Source organism: Amycolatopsis sp. lyj-90 (assembly GCF_046549035.1).
Lineage (GTDB): Bacteria > Actinomycetota > Actinomycetes > Mycobacteriales > Pseudonocardiaceae > Amycolatopsis.
Genome location: NZ_JAJPWP010000012.1, coordinates 251,967 through 267,552, shown reverse-complemented (window position 1 = coordinate 267,552; position 15,586 = coordinate 251,967). Strand labels below are relative to the sequence as shown.

Annotated in this window: 14 protein-coding genes; 1 reads left to right on the top strand and 13 read right to left on the bottom strand. The window is 69.1% G+C overall.

What is annotated here, in order from left to right:
* Positions 1-310 precede the first annotated feature (310 nt).
* The 10 genes from ACLJPX_RS37285 to topA all read right to left on the bottom strand — a co-directional run bounded on the left by ACLJPX_RS37285 (position 311) and on the right by topA (position 12,530).
* Positions 311-1,519: a DNA polymerase III subunit delta' gene (locus ACLJPX_RS37285; RefSeq protein WP_410605001.1), complete on the bottom strand. Its 1,209-nt coding sequence runs from the start codon at positions 1,517-1,519 to the stop codon at positions 311-313.
* The gene (locus ACLJPX_RS37280; protein ID WP_410605000.1) at positions 1,516-3,570 is read right to left on the bottom strand and encodes a bifunctional MFS transporter/dTMP kinase; all 2,055 of its coding nucleotides are present in this window, start codon (positions 3,568-3,570) and stop codon (positions 1,516-1,518) included. The genes ACLJPX_RS37285 and ACLJPX_RS37280 overlap by 4 nt, the downstream gene beginning before the upstream one ends.
* Positions 3,571-3,715: 145 nt before the next feature.
* A complete protein-coding gene (locus tag ACLJPX_RS37275) occupies positions 3,716-4,330 on the bottom strand; it encodes a hypothetical protein (protein ID WP_410604999.1) in 615 nt (204 codons plus the stop codon).
* 13 nt (positions 4,331-4,343) lie between these two features.
* Positions 4,344-5,567 (bottom strand): hypothetical protein, encoded by a 1,224-nt coding sequence (locus ACLJPX_RS37270; protein WP_410604998.1) that lies wholly within the window; start codon positions 5,565-5,567, stop codon positions 4,344-4,346.
* A 33-nt stretch (positions 5,568-5,600) separates the two neighbouring features.
* On the bottom strand, positions 5,601-6,374 hold the full coding sequence (locus ACLJPX_RS37265; protein WP_410604997.1) for an ESX secretion-associated protein EspG: 774 nt from the start codon (positions 6,372-6,374) through the stop codon (positions 5,601-5,603).
* Positions 6,367-7,158 (bottom strand): ESX secretion-associated protein EspG, encoded by a 792-nt coding sequence (locus tag ACLJPX_RS37260; RefSeq protein ID WP_410604996.1) that lies wholly within the window; start codon positions 7,156-7,158, stop codon positions 6,367-6,369. The genes ACLJPX_RS37265 and ACLJPX_RS37260 overlap by 8 nt, the downstream gene beginning before the upstream one ends.
* Positions 7,159-7,253: 95 nt before the next feature.
* Positions 7,254-8,486: an RNA polymerase sigma factor gene (locus ACLJPX_RS37255; RefSeq protein ID WP_410604995.1), complete on the bottom strand. Its 1,233-nt coding sequence runs from the start codon at positions 8,484-8,486 to the stop codon at positions 7,254-7,256.
* A complete protein-coding gene (locus ACLJPX_RS37250) occupies positions 8,483-8,806 on the bottom strand; it encodes a YciI family protein (RefSeq protein WP_410604994.1) in 324 nt (107 codons plus the stop codon). The genes ACLJPX_RS37255 and ACLJPX_RS37250 overlap by 4 nt, the downstream gene beginning before the upstream one ends.
* Positions 8,807-8,844: 38 nt before the next feature.
* Positions 8,845-9,465 (bottom strand): dihydrofolate reductase family protein, encoded by a 621-nt coding sequence (locus tag ACLJPX_RS37245; protein ID WP_410604993.1) that lies wholly within the window; start codon positions 9,463-9,465, stop codon positions 8,845-8,847.
* A gap of 182 nt (positions 9,466-9,647) precedes the next feature.
* Positions 9,648-12,530, bottom strand: coding sequence for a type I DNA topoisomerase (gene topA / locus ACLJPX_RS37240; RefSeq protein ID WP_410604992.1), 2,883 nt, complete (start codon positions 12,528-12,530; stop codon positions 9,648-9,650).
* A 269-nt stretch (positions 12,531-12,799) separates the two neighbouring features.
* Here topA and ACLJPX_RS37235 point away from each other — a divergent pair, with 269 nt between their 5' ends.
* A complete protein-coding gene (locus ACLJPX_RS37235; protein WP_101611101.1) occupies positions 12,800-13,612 on the top strand; it encodes a serine protease in 813 nt (270 codons plus the stop codon).
* 86 nt (positions 13,613-13,698) lie between these two features.
* Here ACLJPX_RS37235 and ACLJPX_RS37230 read toward each other — a convergent pair whose 3' ends face one another.
* From ACLJPX_RS37230 to ACLJPX_RS37220, 3 genes are all read right to left on the bottom strand, one after another.
* Complete coding sequence (locus ACLJPX_RS37230) at positions 13,699-14,292, bottom strand: hypothetical protein (protein ID WP_410604991.1); 594 nt, start codon at positions 14,290-14,292, stop codon at positions 13,699-13,701.
* A 52-nt stretch (positions 14,293-14,344) separates the two neighbouring features.
* Positions 14,345-14,929 carry a hypothetical protein gene (locus tag ACLJPX_RS37225; protein WP_410604990.1) on the bottom strand — a complete coding sequence of 195 codons (585 nt, stop codon included), beginning with the start codon at positions 14,927-14,929 and terminating at the stop codon, positions 14,345-14,347.
* A gap of 101 nt (positions 14,930-15,030) precedes the next feature.
* The gene (locus ACLJPX_RS37220) at positions 15,031-15,579 is read right to left on the bottom strand and encodes a hypothetical protein (protein ID WP_410604989.1); all 549 of its coding nucleotides are present in this window, start codon (positions 15,577-15,579) and stop codon (positions 15,031-15,033) included.
* Positions 15,580-15,586: the final 7 nt, after the last annotated feature.

Below are 15,586 nucleotides of genomic sequence, written 5' to 3'. Positions count from 1 at the left end.
TCCGGCGCTCCATGGCCCGGGTTCCTCCCGAGGAAGCTGAAGGGGCCTTCCCCGCTTTCGCTTCTCTCGGACCGCTTCCGCAAGCTGCCCCCAATGTGGCATTGGGGACGTTGAGCGTCTCCAATGCCACATTGGGGGCACCACCCGAGGCATCCGAAACCCGAAGCCGCTTCACTTACCCACAGCAGTTGTCCACAACCACCCCTACCTGTGGACAACTCGCCCGACCAGCACTTTTCCGCCCTCAACCCCGGTAAACTGGACTCGGGGTCGCCCCCCTGGGACGGGCGGGGGGTGGGGTTACGCGGGTTCAGCCTTGGCGCAGGGTGGTGACCATGGCTTCGACGGCGATGCGCGGCTTCACGTTCAGGTCGATGGCTTCGCGGCATTCCAGGACCGCTTCGAGGCGGCGCAGGATCGAGTCCGGCGCCCAGGCGGAGGCGGCCTGCGAGATTTCCGACGCGTGGTCGGGGTGGTTCAGTGTCGCGCCCGCGCCGCTCGCGGTCACGAGGACGTCCCGGTAGAACGCGGCGAGGTCCACCAGCGCGAGGTCGAGGGTGTCCCGCTGGGTCCGGGTCGCGCGTGACTTCTGGCGTTTCTCGAGTTGTTTCACTGCGGCTTCGGCGGCTCGTTTCGCGCCCGAGACGCCCTTTCCGATGCCGTCACCGCCCATCGCGGTGCGGAGTTCGGAGCGCTCGGCCTCGTCGCGGACCTTGCTCTCCTCGCCCGCGTCGGCCTCGGCCGCGCTGATCAGCTGATCCGCGCAGGTGAACACATCGGACGGACGCCGCAGGCCGAGCGGGATCCGCAGCACCGTCGCCCGCCGCTGCCGCGCGGCCTCGTCGGTGGCGAGCCGCCTCGCGCGGCCGACGTGTCCACTCGAGACGGACGCGGCCCACTGCGCGCGTTCGGGATCGATGCCGTCCCGTTCCACGAGCACCTGCGCGATCGCCTCGGCGGGCGGAGTCCGCAGGGTGACCAGACGGCAGCGCGAGCGGATCGTCACCGAGACGTCGTCCGGGTGATCGGACGGCGCGCACAGCAGGAACACCGTGCGGTCCGGCGGCTCCTCGACGGCCTTCAGCAGCGCGTTCGACGCGCCTTCGGTCAGCCTGTCGGCGTCTTCGATGATCACCACCTGCCACCGCCCGGTGGTCGGACGGCGAGCGGCGGACTGGACCAGCGAACGCATTTCGGCGACGGAGATCGAAAGGCCTTCCGGCGCGACGAGCTTGACGTCGGCGTGCGTGCCCGCGAGCACGGTGCGGCAACCGGGGCAGGCCCCGCAGCCGGTGCCGGTGCTGCACTGCAACGCCGCCGCGAACACCCTGGCGGCGGTCGAGCGACCCGAACCCGGCGGACCGGTCACCAGCCACGCGTGGGTCATCGCCCCCGGCGCGACAGGCTGGTTCTCGATGATCCGCGCGGCCGCCGCCGACGCCGTGGAAAGCGTGCGCGCGCCGGGCTCCTGGCCGACGAGCTGCTTCCAGACACCGATCAGCACCGGGGCTTCCGTCATCTGACCTCGACCTTTTCCTCCGCCGGAGCGAGTCCGGCGAGCCTGCCGACGAGCACCGCGCGAATCGCGGTCCGGATCCGGTCACTCACTTCGTCTTCGGTGCCCTCCGCGTCGACCACCACGTACCGGTCCGGGTCGGCGGCGGCCATCTCCGTGAGCAGATGCTGCACCCGCCACTGCGCGTCCAGCGACGCCGACTTCCGCATCACCGTGCCGGGATCGGCGTCGAGCAGGACGGTGATGTCGGGCCGCAACCTGCCGGTCGCCCAGTCGGCGAGCCCTTCGAGTTCCTGGCTGTCCAGCCCGGCGACCGCCGACAGATGCGCCAGCGGCGAATCCACGAACCGTTCCATCACCACGACGGAACCGGCGTCGAGCGCGGGCTGGATGTCCCGTTCCACGATGTCCGCCCGCACCGCGGCGGCGGCGAGCGCCTGCGCTCGTGCACCGGTCAGCGAAGCGCCGGAGAGCAGCTTCGCGAGCCGCTGGTCGTCCAGCGCCGGGTCGGCCGCCAGCACGACCGGACGCGTACCCGCGCGCAGCCATTCGGCCAGCCGCTCGGCCTGGGTCTCGGTGTTGATCGCCCGCGTGCCTTCGAGCGCGATCAGCAGCCCGTTGACGCGGCGCGGGCTGCGGCGCAGGGCGTTGCGGAGATCGGCGAGGATCGGCTCGGCGCGCCTGTCGTCCATCTGCCGGTACGCGAAGATCCCGGCGAGCAGCGCGAGGACACCGCCGCCGACCATCACCGGCCGCGTGCCGTCGATCGAGATCGTGCCGCCCCACAGGTTGATCTCGGTCGTCTGGACCGCACTGATCAGCACCGGCACCAGGATCGTCGAGCCGAACAGCACGATCTTCATCAGCGACTGGTAGATCGCGTTGATCCGGCCGCGGATGGAGTCCTCGATCCGCGAACCGATGATCGTGACACCGGTCAGGAACGCCGTCCCCGCCCAGACACCGACCGCGGCGACAGCCACCAGCGAGACCGCGAGATGCGGCGACAGCGCGACGACGATGAGGCACAGGCCCGCGGCGACGATCGAGATCCCGAACAGCCTGTCGTGCGCGAGCCGCCGCGCGAGCTTCGGGGCCACGGCCATCCCGGTGGCGAGCCCGAGGAAGACTGCGAGCACGAGGAGGTTGAATGCCGCATCACCGGCCAGCAGGCTGGACGAATACGGCTTGGCCGAACCGATCACCGCGCCGCCGGCGGCGAACGCACCGAACGCGCCGATCATCAGCCCGCGCACCAACGGCGTCGTCCGCACGAAGCGGGCGCCGTCGGAGATCATCTGGCGGAAGCCGAACTTCTCCTCGTCGGCGGCCTTGACCTTGGGTTTCTCGACCGAGTGGACGTTGCGCAGCGAAAGTTCGGGGATCCGGGTGGCGATCACGATCGCGCTGGTCAGGTACAGCAGGCCGGTGATGACGACGGCGACCTTCGCGATGCCGAGCTGCGCGTCACCCTGGAAGAAGTGGAACGTGGTGTTGCTGCCGGTGAGCACGGCGTTCGCCCCGGCCGCGGTGATCACCGCGAGGCCGTAGGTCATCACCATGCCGAGCTGGTTGGCCGTCTCGACCTGGTCCGGGCGGCGCAGCAGGTTCGGCACCGCCGCGTCCTTCGACGGGATCCACATCATCGCGCAGCAGCCGACCAGGAAGTTGCCGACGAACACCCACCACGGCGTGCCGACGAACGCGATCGACAGCAGGAAACCGCACCGGCCGAGGTCGCAGAGCACCATCACCTTGCGCCGGTCGAACCGGTCGGCGAGCAGCCCGCCGAGCGGCGCGAACAGCAGGCCGGGCAGCAGCGAAGTCAGCACGACGCCGACGAACGCGAAGTTCTGCGCGGCGTAGTTGTCGGTCAGTTTGGTGACCAGACCGGTCAGCGTCAGCAGGTTCAGCCAGTCCGCGACGCTGCACAGATACGAGACACCCCAGATCCGGCGGAACGGCTTGATCGCCAGCACCCGCCGCACGCGGTGCATGGTGGAAGTGTCACGGCCCGCCGAACCATCCGTGCCCGCTTCGGGCACCGACTGCACGCCCTCGCTGATACGCCCACCCCACTAGTCACCGCGACGCCGGGCGCGACCCGGGTCAACGCCGAGTCCCCCGACCGTATGGCCAGGGTATCCCGATGGGTGACGTGCGGGCGGACGGCCCCGTCCGGCGCTACCGCCGGACGGGTTACCCGAAGATCCCCGCGATGCTGTTGAACAGGCTGGCCAGCAGCTGAATCGCGAGGATCGCGAAGACGATCAGAAGTGCGATCGCGATCATCACACCGGTGGTGTTCGACGACGGCTTGCCGAGCTTCGGAAGCTGCTTGGAACGCTTGGCACGCCGTATTTCGAACTCGGCCTCTTCGTCGACCTCGACGGGCTCTTCCTGCTTCAAACGACGGGGCTGGCGAAGCAGCTGAGGCGGCCTCGAGGGCCACGTGCGCTGCTGGGGCAGGATCCCGATCGGAGTAGGGCCTTGCTCACCGACCGTGCTCACGATCTTTCCCGGCGGCAGGCCGGCCGAGTGCTCGGCGCCCTGGCCGTCGGCGGGCTGGTCGTCCGCGAGCATGGCCGCGTTGACCATCCTGCTCACGACTTCGGGGTCGTGCTGGACCGGTCCCGGCACCTGCACGCGGATGTCGTCGGACTCCGCCGACGAGTTCGCTTGCGCGGCCGTGCCGGTCGTGACCAGCCCGGACAATGGGTCGGCGAATGTGTCGCCCGGAGGATCTGCCTGAGTGCCATCGCCTTTCACGACGTCCGGGGCATCGAAGAAGGGAGTTCCGCCCTTCCCGCTCATGGTGACCACCTCACTAAGGAATGTCCTCTGCTTCCAGGGTAACCACCTCGGCCCGGCGCACATCCGCCCAATGGGCCAGATAAATATCACGCGCAGCGAGGCTGATCTTCACATCTTCCAGCAAAGGCTCGAAGAAAGAACGCCGGTACCGGGCATCTGTCGCGGTTGAAGCGGCGAAGTACAAACCGGAGAAAACCGCAAGGAAAAGGGAGACATTGACCAGTGCGGAACTGACCGGAAGGGGGACACCCAGCAGTGTTCCGGGCGCCGATTCCCGGCCGGCGAACTCCGTGACGACCTCCGGCTGGAGGATCAGCACCCCGAACACGATGAAGAAGACGAACACCAATACTCCGAACGCCACGATCTGCACGGCCTGGGCGAAGAACAGCACCAGGGCGATGTTCAGCCGCTCCGTCTTCGACAGCGCACGGCGCACCGGCGGTGCCGCGTCACCGTCGTCGAACGGCGTGCCGCGCAGAACCGCCGCCCCGGGGTCCACGGTCCAGGACTTCAGCTCCTTCATCTCGTCGGACAGCATCGACGCCAGGAACACCGCGCCGATCAGCACGAGGAAGCCCGCCACCAGCCACAACCGCCCCGGGGTGAGCCGTTCCACGGCCTGCCACAGCTCCGCGGTGAAGAAGCTGAACATCACCACCAGCAGAAGCAGCGGCAACGCCCGCGACGCCAGAGAGCCGATCGCCCTCACCTGCGCGACGGCGCTCCGCGCCGCCCAGGTCAGGATCGAGCCGACACCGATCCGCACCAGCAGCATCAGCACGGCCAGCGCGGCGAGGTTGACGAGCACGGCGGCCCACAGCGGGTCTTCCCACGACACCAGCCCGGTGACCCGCTCGCCGAGCGGCAGCACCAGCACCCAGAAACCGATCGTCGCCGCCATGACGGCCAACCGGACCCGGGTGCGCCGCAGCGTCCGGAGCAGCTTCGCCATCAAACGGCCGCCGACCAGCGGCACCACGACCACGGCGAACGTCAGCGCCAGCACGCCGAGGACGTAGGCGAGACCGGTCTCGCGCATCCGGGCTTCGAGCACTTCCTCGGGAACGTCGAGCAGCCGCACCAGCCCGGCGAGCAGCAGGTCGAGCAGGCACAGGAACATCAGGCCCGGGGTCGAGCGGCGCAGCATGCCCGCCCCTCGCCTGCGCCGGTGGATGACCATCGGCAGCCCTCGCCGCCGGAACCACGCGTCGGCCGCCGGCCGGTCCAGGTCCATGCCGCCCTCCCCCTCGTTCATCGCCCAAGACGGCTACGTCCGGCTCAAGTCCACCGCCTCGTGCAGCCAGCCCGCCAGTGCGCGGCGGTCCATTCCACCGAACATCAGCCACCCTTCGGAAGGGGCGGCGTACAACACGAACCTCCCCAGATCGTTGTCGACGATCACGAATCCGTAGTCCGGGTACTCGGCGTTCAACCCGCCGAAAGCGACCAGGTCGAGGATCGCCGTGCCGGTCCGCGGCCGGTTCAGCGTGTCCCCGACCAGGCCGACCTCCTCGTCCTGACCGGCCAGCGGCACGCCGTGCTCGTCGATCCGGATGCGCATCGGGGCCACTTCACCGGCCGGGACGTGCGGGAGCCCGCCGAAGACGCGGGCGCCCAGCTCGCCGAAGTCGCTCAGGCTGAACGTGGTCCGCCGCCCGGACCGCATCCGCCAGACGACCGCCTGATGCCCGTCGCCGTAGCAATCGACCCGCACCGAGCGGGGCGCCGACGCGAAGACGCCGGTGAGGACGCCTCGCACCGAACCCCGCAGCATCACGCCGTGCATCTGGACCGCGGCGGGATGGATCTCGCCGTTCTCCATCAGCCCGGCCTCTTCGAGCATCGCCGCCTTGGCCGCGTACCGCTCGGCCTGGGTGACGAGATCCGCGGGCTCGTCGTACGACGGGCACAGGCGGCGGATCTCGTCGTCGGTGATCTCCGGGTCGTAGCCCAGGTACACGCTCCGCCGCTCGGGCACCGCGCGCAGCACCGGCTCGGCGGCGCGCTTCATCAGTTCCTTCACCGTCGCCGGTTCACGCATGGTTCTGCACCGCCTTCACGATCCACTGTTCGGCCATCGACCGGCTGGCCGGACCCCAGGTGAGCGTCCAGCGGCCATCGGTGTCCATCGCCGCGCTGAACTGGTACCGGCCGAGGTCGTTGTCCACCAGGCCGAACGCGCCGTGCGGGTACTCGGCGAGGATGGAGTTCCGCACCGCGAGATCGACGAGGACCGTGCCGTGCCTCGGCCGCGAAGCGCCCGCACGGATCACCTCGACGGCTTCTCGTGCCCGCAGCGGGATCAGCCCGCCCGCGTCCGTCTGGATGCGCACGGTCTCGCCGGGACCCGGCGGATGGTCGGGCAGCCCGTCGAACACCCAGCCCGGCAGCGCGCTGAGGAAACCGGACCGCAGCCGCGCTCGCCTGCCGAGCTTGTTCAGCACCGTGGTGTAGTCCTCGTCGCCGAAGAACCGGACCTCCCACGGCTCCGCCCGCGACGGGAAGACCCCGGTCACCACACCGCGGATGAACCCGCCGCGCAGCGCGCGATACAGCCCGACGGCCTCGGGCGTGACCTCACCACCGGGGGCAAGCCCGATCGTCGCCATCCCGCTCACGAACCGGGTGTACTGCTCCACCTCCTCGGCCAGGGTGAGCCCTGGAGTCGGCTCCTCGCCGGCCAGCACCGGCGGCACGGCGAGTTCGGGATCGTAGAACTCCATCACCGAGGGACGCTCCGGAACCTCGGCTGCCAGCGGGGCGATGACCTCGTCGATGACGTCGAAGACAGCGGTCGTTGAAGTGCTCACCTGACCATTGAACACCCTGGTACCGACAATTTTTAGAACTTTTGTTCGAACGGGTGAGGTCGGTCGGTGAGCGGTCGGCGAACGGTCCCGAGGCGGTGTTCCGCGATCGGTTAGAGCCGGTCGCGGCGCCGGGTCAGGGAGGCTGTCTCGGCGGTGTTGCCCGCCAGATCGATGGCCTTGTCGTAGGCCTCGCGCGCTTCCCCGCCGCGGCCCAGCCGGCGCAGCAAATCGGCGCGGGTCGCGTGATAGGCGTGGTAACCGGCCAGCCTGTCCCCGAGGCGGTCGACAGCCGCCAGCGCCACTTCCGGACCGTCGAGTTCTGCGACCGCGATGGCCCGGTTGAGCGCGATGGCGGGTGAGGGATCGAGGCGGACGAGCTGGTCGTAGAGGGCGAGGACCTGCGACCAGTCGGTGTCACGCATGTCGCGGGCGGAAGTGTGCACGGCGTTGATCGCAGCGAGGATCTGGTAGCGCCCCGGGGCCACCCCGGCGGCGGCCGCGGCGAGGCGTTCGCGCACCAGCCGGTGGCCCTCGGCGATGAGCGCCGTGTCCCAGACGCCGCGGTCCTGCTCGTCGAGGGCGATCAGTTCGCCGCCGTCCGAGACCCGGGCGGCGCGGCGGGCCTCGGTCAGCAGCATCAGCGCCAGCAGCCCGGCCACCTCGCCGTCGTCCGGCAGGAGGGCACGGATCAGGCGGGTGAGCCGGATGGCCTCGGCGGTCAGGTCGTGGCGCAGCGGATCGGTGCCGGGGCCGGTGGCCAGGTAGCCCTCGTTGAACACGAGGAACAGCGCGGTGAGCACGCTGGAGACGCGGGCAGGCAGATCCTCGGCGGACGGCACGCGATAGGGGATGCGGGCCGCCTTGATCTTGGCCTTGGCGCGGGTGATCCGCTGCCCCATGGCGCTCTCGGCCACCAGGAACGCGCGGGCGATCTCGGGCACGGTCAGCCCGCCGACCAGGCGCAGCGTCAACGCCACGCGGGCTTCCGTCGACAGCGCCGGGTGGCAGCAGGTGAAGATCAGCCGGAGCCGGTCGTCGTCGATGGCGACGGGAGGCCCGGGCGGGTCGTCGTCGTGCATCATCCGGGCCTCCTTCTGCTTGTCGTCGCGTTTGTTCTCGCGCCGGATCCGGTCGATGGCCTTGCGGTTGGCGGTGGTGGTCAGCCAGGCGCCGGGGTTCGGGGGCACGCCGTCGGCGGGCCACCGCTCGACGGCGGTCGCGAACGCCTCGGCCGCCGCCTCCTCGGCGATGTCGAGGTCGCCGAAGCGCCTGGTCAGGGCCGCCACCACCCGTGCCCACTCGCCGTGGTGGGCCCGGGTGATCGCCTCGTCGACGTCGCTCACCGGAACGGCCGCACCTCGATCTTCCGATCGCAGACCTTCGACGCCTCGGTGGCGAGCTTGAGCGCCACGTCCAGATCGGGGGCCTCCCACACCCAGACGCCGGCGAGGTACTCCTTCGACTCCACGAACGGCCCGTCGGTGAGCAACGCCTGCTCGCCCCGGTTGTCGACGACCGTCGCCGAATCGGTGTCGGCGAGTCCGCCCGCGAAAACCCAATGGCCCTCGGCGATCAGCCGTTCGTTGAACTCGCTGATGGCGGGTCCCCGGTCCGTGCTGCCGGGGTTGCTCTTGTCGTCGATCACGGAAACCAGGTACTGCATTCCGGGGATCACCTCCTGTGGTGTCGGGACGGCGCGCTTCAGGCAGTTGCATACCGCGGACGCCCGGCCGGCCGGTAGACCTGGATCGTCACGCCCTTCGAGTCGGTTCGCGACTCGGCCAGGTCGAGCGCGAGATCCGGGCCGTTCTCCGGGAACAGGCGCGCGCCCTGACCGACGATCACCGGGATGACGATCAGGGTGAGCTCGTCGACCAGCTCGTGCTCCAGCAGCCACCGGATCAGGGTGCTGCTGCCGTGCACCTGCAGCTCACCGCCCGGCTTGGCCTTCAGGTCCGCGATGGCGTTCGCGAGGTCGCCGGACAGGAGGGTGGTGCCCGACCACGCCGGCTCGGTGAGGGTGGTCGACGCCACGTACTTCGGCCTCGCGTTCAACGCCCGCAGGACGGGCTCCCAGCCAGGGATGTCCTGGGCCGTCATGGTTCCCCACGAGCCGGCGAACAGCTCGTAGGTCCGGCGGCCGAACAGGAACGCGTCGGCGCGCTCGTAGGTCCGGTTGATGAACGCCACGGTCTCGGCGTCACCCTTCCCCCTTGCCCAGCCGCCGCGCTCGAAGCCGTTCCCGCGGTCCTCGTCCGACGCACCGCCGTTTCCCTGCGTGACTCCGTCGAGGGTGATCTGGGTGATGGTCGTCAGCTTCATGAGCGGTTCCTTCGCCTCGGCGCCGCCCCTCGCGGGCGGCCTCACCCCTGCTACGAACGCCTTCGCCCCGATCCGACAACCTCGCCCCTGATTTCTTCGGAAAACTTTTCGGGGCCGGACACGAGAACGGCCCGCCCCCTGCTCATCGCAGGAAACGGGCCGTTCGTGGTGACCTGGGCGCGCTACTTCGTCTTCGTGGCCGTCGAGCGCGCAGCGGGCTTCTTGGCCGCAGTCGTCTTCGCCGCCGTCGACTTGGTCGCGGTGGTCTTCTTGGCCGCGGTCGTCTTGGCGGCCGCGGGCTTCCGCGCCGGAGCCTTGCGCTTGGGCGCGGGGCCCTTCGCGCGCTTCTCCGCCAGCAGTTCGGCACCGCGTTCGGCGGTCAGCTCCTCGATGCTGTCCGACTTCCGCAGCGTCGCGTTGTACTCGCCGTCGGTCACGTACGGACCGAAGCGGCCGTCCTTGACCACCATCGGCTTACCCGACACCGGGTCGTCGCCCAGTTCCTTGAGCGGCGGCTTCGCGGTCGCGGACCGGCCACGCTGCTTCGGCTCCGAATAGATCTTCAGCGCCTCTTCGAGCGTGACCGAGAACAGCTGGTCCTCGGTGGTGAGCGAACGCGAGTCCGTGCCCTTTTTCAGGTACGGCCCGTAGCGCCCGTTCTGCGCGGTGATCTCGTCGCCGGATTCCGGGTCCTTGCCGACCACGCGCGGAAGCGAAAGCAGCTTCAGCGCGTCTTCGAGGTTCATCGTCTCGATCGACATGGACTTGAACAGCGAACCCGTACGCGGCTTCGGCTGCTTCGCCTTCGCGGCCTTCTTCTGCGCGGCTGTCGCGCCTTCGGGCAGCGGCTCCGGCTCGGGCAGGAGCTCGGTGACGTACGGGCCGAAGCGGCCTTCCTTCGCCACGATCTCGTGTCCGCTGACCGGGTCCTTGCCGAGGACACGGCCTTCCTGCGGAGTCGCGAACAGCTTCTCGGCGAGTTCCAGGGTCAGCTCGTCCGGCGGCAGGTCCTCGGGCAGGTTCGCCCGCTGCGACGTGCCGTCGACCTCGCGCTCGAGGTACGGGCCGTAGCGGCCGACGCGCACGACGACGGTGTGGCCGTCGGGGTCGCTGAACAGCGGGATCGAGTTGATCTCGCGGGCGTCGATGTCCTCGACGCCGGAACCGACCAGTTTCTTCAGCCCGCCGAGGCGGCCGACGGAACCGTCGACGCCCATGTCGCCGCCGAAGTAGAACTTCGACAGCCACTGCGTGCGGTGCTCGTCACCGGCGGCGATGCGGTCGAGTTCGTCCTCCATGCCGGCGGTGAAGTCGTAGTCGACCAGCCGCTCGAAGTGCCGCTCCATCAGGCCGATCACCGCGAAGGCGACCCAGGAGGGCACCAGTGCGGAACCCTTCTTCCACACGTAGCCGCGGTCCTGGATGGTCTTGATGATCGACGCGTACGTCGACGGGCGGCCGATGCCCAGCTCTTCCATCTTGCTGACCAGGCTCGGCTCCGAGTACCGCGCCGGCGGCGACGTGGTGTGCCCGTCCGGGCTCAGCTCGGTCGCGGTCAGCGCCTGGTCCTTGACCAGCTGCGGGAGACGGCTCTGCTTGTCGTCCGCCTCACCACCGCTCTCGGTGTCGACGGCCTCGACGTACGCCTTGAGGAACCCGGCGAAGGTGATCGTGCGGCCCGAAGAGGCGAAAGTGACCTCTTCGCCGCTGGTGGCGGTGCCGACGATGCGCACCGACATCGTGGTGCCCTTCGCGTCCGCCATCTGCGACGCGATCGTGCGCTGCCAGATCATCTCGTAGAGGCGGTACTCGTCGGTGTCCAGATCCTTCGCGACCTGGCCCGGCGTGCGGAAGACCTCGCCTGAGGGACGGATCGCCTCGTGGGCTTCCTGCGCGTTCTTCACCTTGCGCGTGTACTGGCGCGGCGACGGCGAGACGTATTCCTTGCCGTACAGCTGCGTCGCCTGGCTGCGCGCCGCCGAGATCGCCGACTCCGACAGCGTCGTGGAGTCGGTACGCATATAAGTGATGTAACCGTTCTCGTACAGCTTCTGCGCGATCCGCATGGTGCGCTCGGAGGTGAACCGCAGCTTGCGGCCCGCCTCCTGCTGCAGGGTCGAAGTCATGAAGGGCGCGTACGGCTTCCGCGTGTACGGCTTCTCTTCGACGCTCGCGACCTTGAAGTCACGGTTCTTCAGCCCCTCGGCCAGCCGGACCGCGTCGGCCTCGGCCAGCACGCGGATCTCGTTGTTCGAGGCCTTCAGCTGCCCGTCCGAGCCGAAGTCACGGCCGGTGGCCAGGCGCGCGCCGTCGACGGCGATCATCCGGGCCGGGAAGTTCCGGGGCGACGCCTCGGCGCCCGCGTCCATCGTCGCGGAGATGTCCCAGTACGACGCCGAGGTGAAGCGCATGCGCTCGCGCTCCCGCTCGACCACGATCCGGGTCGCCACGGACTGCACGCGGCCCGCCGAAAGCTTCGGCATGACCTTCTTCCACAGCACGGGTGAGACCTCGTAGCCGTAGAGCCGGTCCAGGATGCGGCGGGTCTCCTGCGCGTCGACCAGGTCGCCGTCGAGCTCACGGGTGCTGTCGGCCGCGGCGCGGATCGCCTGCTCGGTGACCTCGTGGAAGACCATCCGGCGGACCGGGACCTTCGGTTTGAGGGTCTCCAGCAGATGCCACGCGATGGCTTCGCCCTCGCGGTCGGGGTCCGTCGCGAGGTAGAGCTCGTCGACGTCCTTCAACAGGCTCTTCAGCTCGGTGACCTTGGACTTCTTGTCCGGCGTGACGACGTACAGCGCCTTGAAGTCGTTGTCGACGTCGACACCCAGCCGCGCCCACGACTCACCCTTGTACTGGGCGGGCACGTCGGCCGCGCCGCGGGGAAGGTCGCGGATGTGCCCGACGGAGGACTCCACGACGTAGTTGACGCCGAGGTACGGGGCGATCTTGCGGGCCTTGGTCGGCGACTCGACGATCACCAGCCGACGACGGCCCGCGCCGTCGTCCGACGCCGCGGTCTTCTTCGTCCGTGCTCCTGCCACGCTGTCCTGCTCTCCGCTCATCTTCGGCGCCTTCGCGCCGCCTCTCGACCCGTCAGTGTGCACGCTCGCACCGCCTGGACCACGTCTAGGTGGCACAACACGCCGCCGATCGTGTGTCCAGCGCATCGCCGCTGACCTCGCCGATGTTTCCTTTCAACACCTAGCACGTGATGTCGGACACGTCCGCCTGGGGTACCGCGTGACGGGGTGAACACCCTCCGTTCGACGGTGGTGTCTCCCCCTCCGCCAACGCTTCACTTGATACCCACGCCGACCCGAAAGGACTCCACGTGACCCGACGACTCCTCGGCACACTGTTCGCCATGCTGACCGCATCCGCCCTGGTCGGAACCGCCCCGGCGGAAGCGGCGACGACCACTTTCGCCGGAACCGTGGCGCTGTCGAACTGCTCCGGGTCGGTGGTCAAACCGCCCGCGGCGAGCCTCGACGACCCCGCCCTCGTCATGTCCAACGGGCACTGCCTCCAAGAAGGTTTCCCAGACCCAGGAGAAGTAGTCGTCAACCAGCCTTCGTCACGGACCTTCAGCCTGCTGTCCAAGGACGGTCGTTCGTCCCTGGGCACCCTCAAGGCGAAGAAGCTGCTCTACGCGACGATGACCGACACGGATGTGTCGCTCTACCAGCTCAACACCAGCTACGCCAAGATCCAGGCGACCTACGGTATCGCCCCGCTGACCCTCTCGCCGACCCGTCCGTCGGCGGGCGTCGCGATGGACGTGGTCTCGGGATACTGGAAGAAGATCTACTCCTGCAACATCGACGGCTTCGTCCACGAGCTGCGCGAGGCGAACTGGGTCTGGAAGGACTCGATCAGGTACACCCCGGCGTGCAAGACGATCGGCGGGACCTCGGGGTCGCCGATCATCGAGACCTCGACGGGCAAGGTCGTCGGCGTCAACAACACCGGCAACGAAAGCGGTCAGCGGTGCACGATGAACAACCCGTGCGAGGTCGACGCCGCGGGGAATGTCACCGTGCGAAAGGGTATCAACTACGGGGAGCAGACCTACCAGCTGACCTCCTGCCTTTCGCGTAGTGAGCTGGACCTGTCGAACCCGAACTGCAAGGCGCCGAAGCCCTGATCGCGCGTGTCTCCCGAGTGCTATGAAAGGCCCGTTACTTGCAAAATTTGCAAGTAACGGGCCTTTCATAGCGTTTTTGGGGAGGCTCAACCGGCGCGCACCACGGGCACCAAGCTGGGCCAAGCCGGTTCCGCCCCCACAGGCGCGTCCCCGATCAGCTCCAGCACGTGCGCCAGCCGCCGGCGTCCGGTGACCCGCAGCAACGCCTCGTCACCGCGCAGCGCCTTCGCCGGGACGCCCAGCTGGGCCAGCGCCGTGATCAGGCGTTCGTGCGTCTCCGGCGCCTCCGGATCGAGCGCGAGCAGGTAGCCGTTGCCCTGAGGGCTGCCCGCCGCCAGCGCCCACATCCTCAGCATCGCCCCGTCGAGCCGGAACCCGTCCGGCAAGACCTTCTTCTCACCACTGCTCCACCGCTGCTCCAACGGCAGCAGATCGACCCGGAAGGGCGTTCTCACGAGCGGGCGCCCGCATTCGGCGGCCGAGACCTGCGCCTCGGCGCCACGGCGGCGGCATTCCCTGGCGAGGGCACCGGCCCGCCACGGCTCGTCGACCACGGCGGACAGCCGTGCCGCCGTCCGCCCGAAGCCCGCCATCCGCCCGGGCCCGCACAGCACACCGGCGAGGTCGGCGAGCCCCGGCCCGCTCGCCTCCGCCGAGAAGAGCGAGATCGTCCCGTCCACCCCGACACAATAGAACACAAGTTCGAGTCATGGCCAGTGATAGCGCGGTGACTCAGCGCGGTTGCTTGACCAATTCCTGGCAAACCGGGATCCGGCTGCTCGCCGAAGCGAGCTGAGGCACGTCGTTAAGGCCCCTGAGAAGGTCGAGACGGTCGAGTTCGTCGAGCGACGTCCTAGCATCGCGAAGCGCCGTCTTCGTCGCTTCGGCGTCGGTTGAGGAGTCGAGGCGGTGCCGGACGTCGTCGGCGCGCACGCGGATGCCGTCGAGCTGGGCGACGGCGGCCGCGCGCGAGGCGTCACCGCCGGCGACCGGGGACGGGCCGAGGCCCTTGAGCGCGGACGAGGTGCGGTTCAGCCCCTCGACCACCGAGACCATGAGCTCGCTGGAGGTCCGGGACGCCTGCTGGGGCGTGCTCGGGTCGACGCTGGGCAACGTGGCCAGCGTCCGCACGAGGCCGCCCGCCGCGCCGCAGTATCCCTCCGCCCAGGCGGAGGTGGGGTCGGCCTGCGACGCGCTGACCGTCGCGAGACCTTCTTGTCTGGCGTGGGAAGTCACCGCGGGCTGCTGCCCGCACCCGGCGAGGCCGAGCCCGATACCTGTTGCTAGCGCGGCAAGGACGGTGAACCGCGGCCGCACAAAACACCTCCCGACCTGACGACTTCCCGGCTGGACCCCGACGGTACCGATACCGGGGGGCATTGCAAATCGCCGGGCGATCAACACGACGAAAAGAATGGTCAGGAGGGCAACTTCTTGCAGTTCGGGGCCTGTTCGGCCAGTGCTTTCAGCGATGCGTTCGTTTCCAGCTGCTGGAACGGGTCGGGCATGTCGTTGATGTTCGACCCGATCTGCCGGAAAGCGAGCCCTGCCTCCGCCGTGGCGGCTTTGTCGTCCTTCGGCGCGGCGTCCAATTCGGCCTTCGCGGAGACGACCTGGTCGCGGATCGGCGTCAGCGCGTCGACGATGCTCTTGCGCGCGGCCTCGGCTTCCGGGCTCGGCGCCTGAGCGAGTCCGTTGAGGCCGGTGACGGCGTTGTCGAAACCCGGGGCGAACACGCGGAAGGCTTCGTCCATCGCGTTCCGGGCGTTCGCGACGTCGCCCTGCTCGAAGTCGGGCATCCTGAACTCGCCGATCTTGGCGAAGTCGATCAGCGAACCGCAGAAACCGTCCATCCAGGACGTTCCGGCGGCGGGAGCGGGAGACGAAGGTGCCGCGGCGGGGGTTTCGGCGCCGCCACAGCCCGCCAGCAGGAAAGCGGCGGCGAACAAGATGAGCGAACGCCTCATGGCAGGG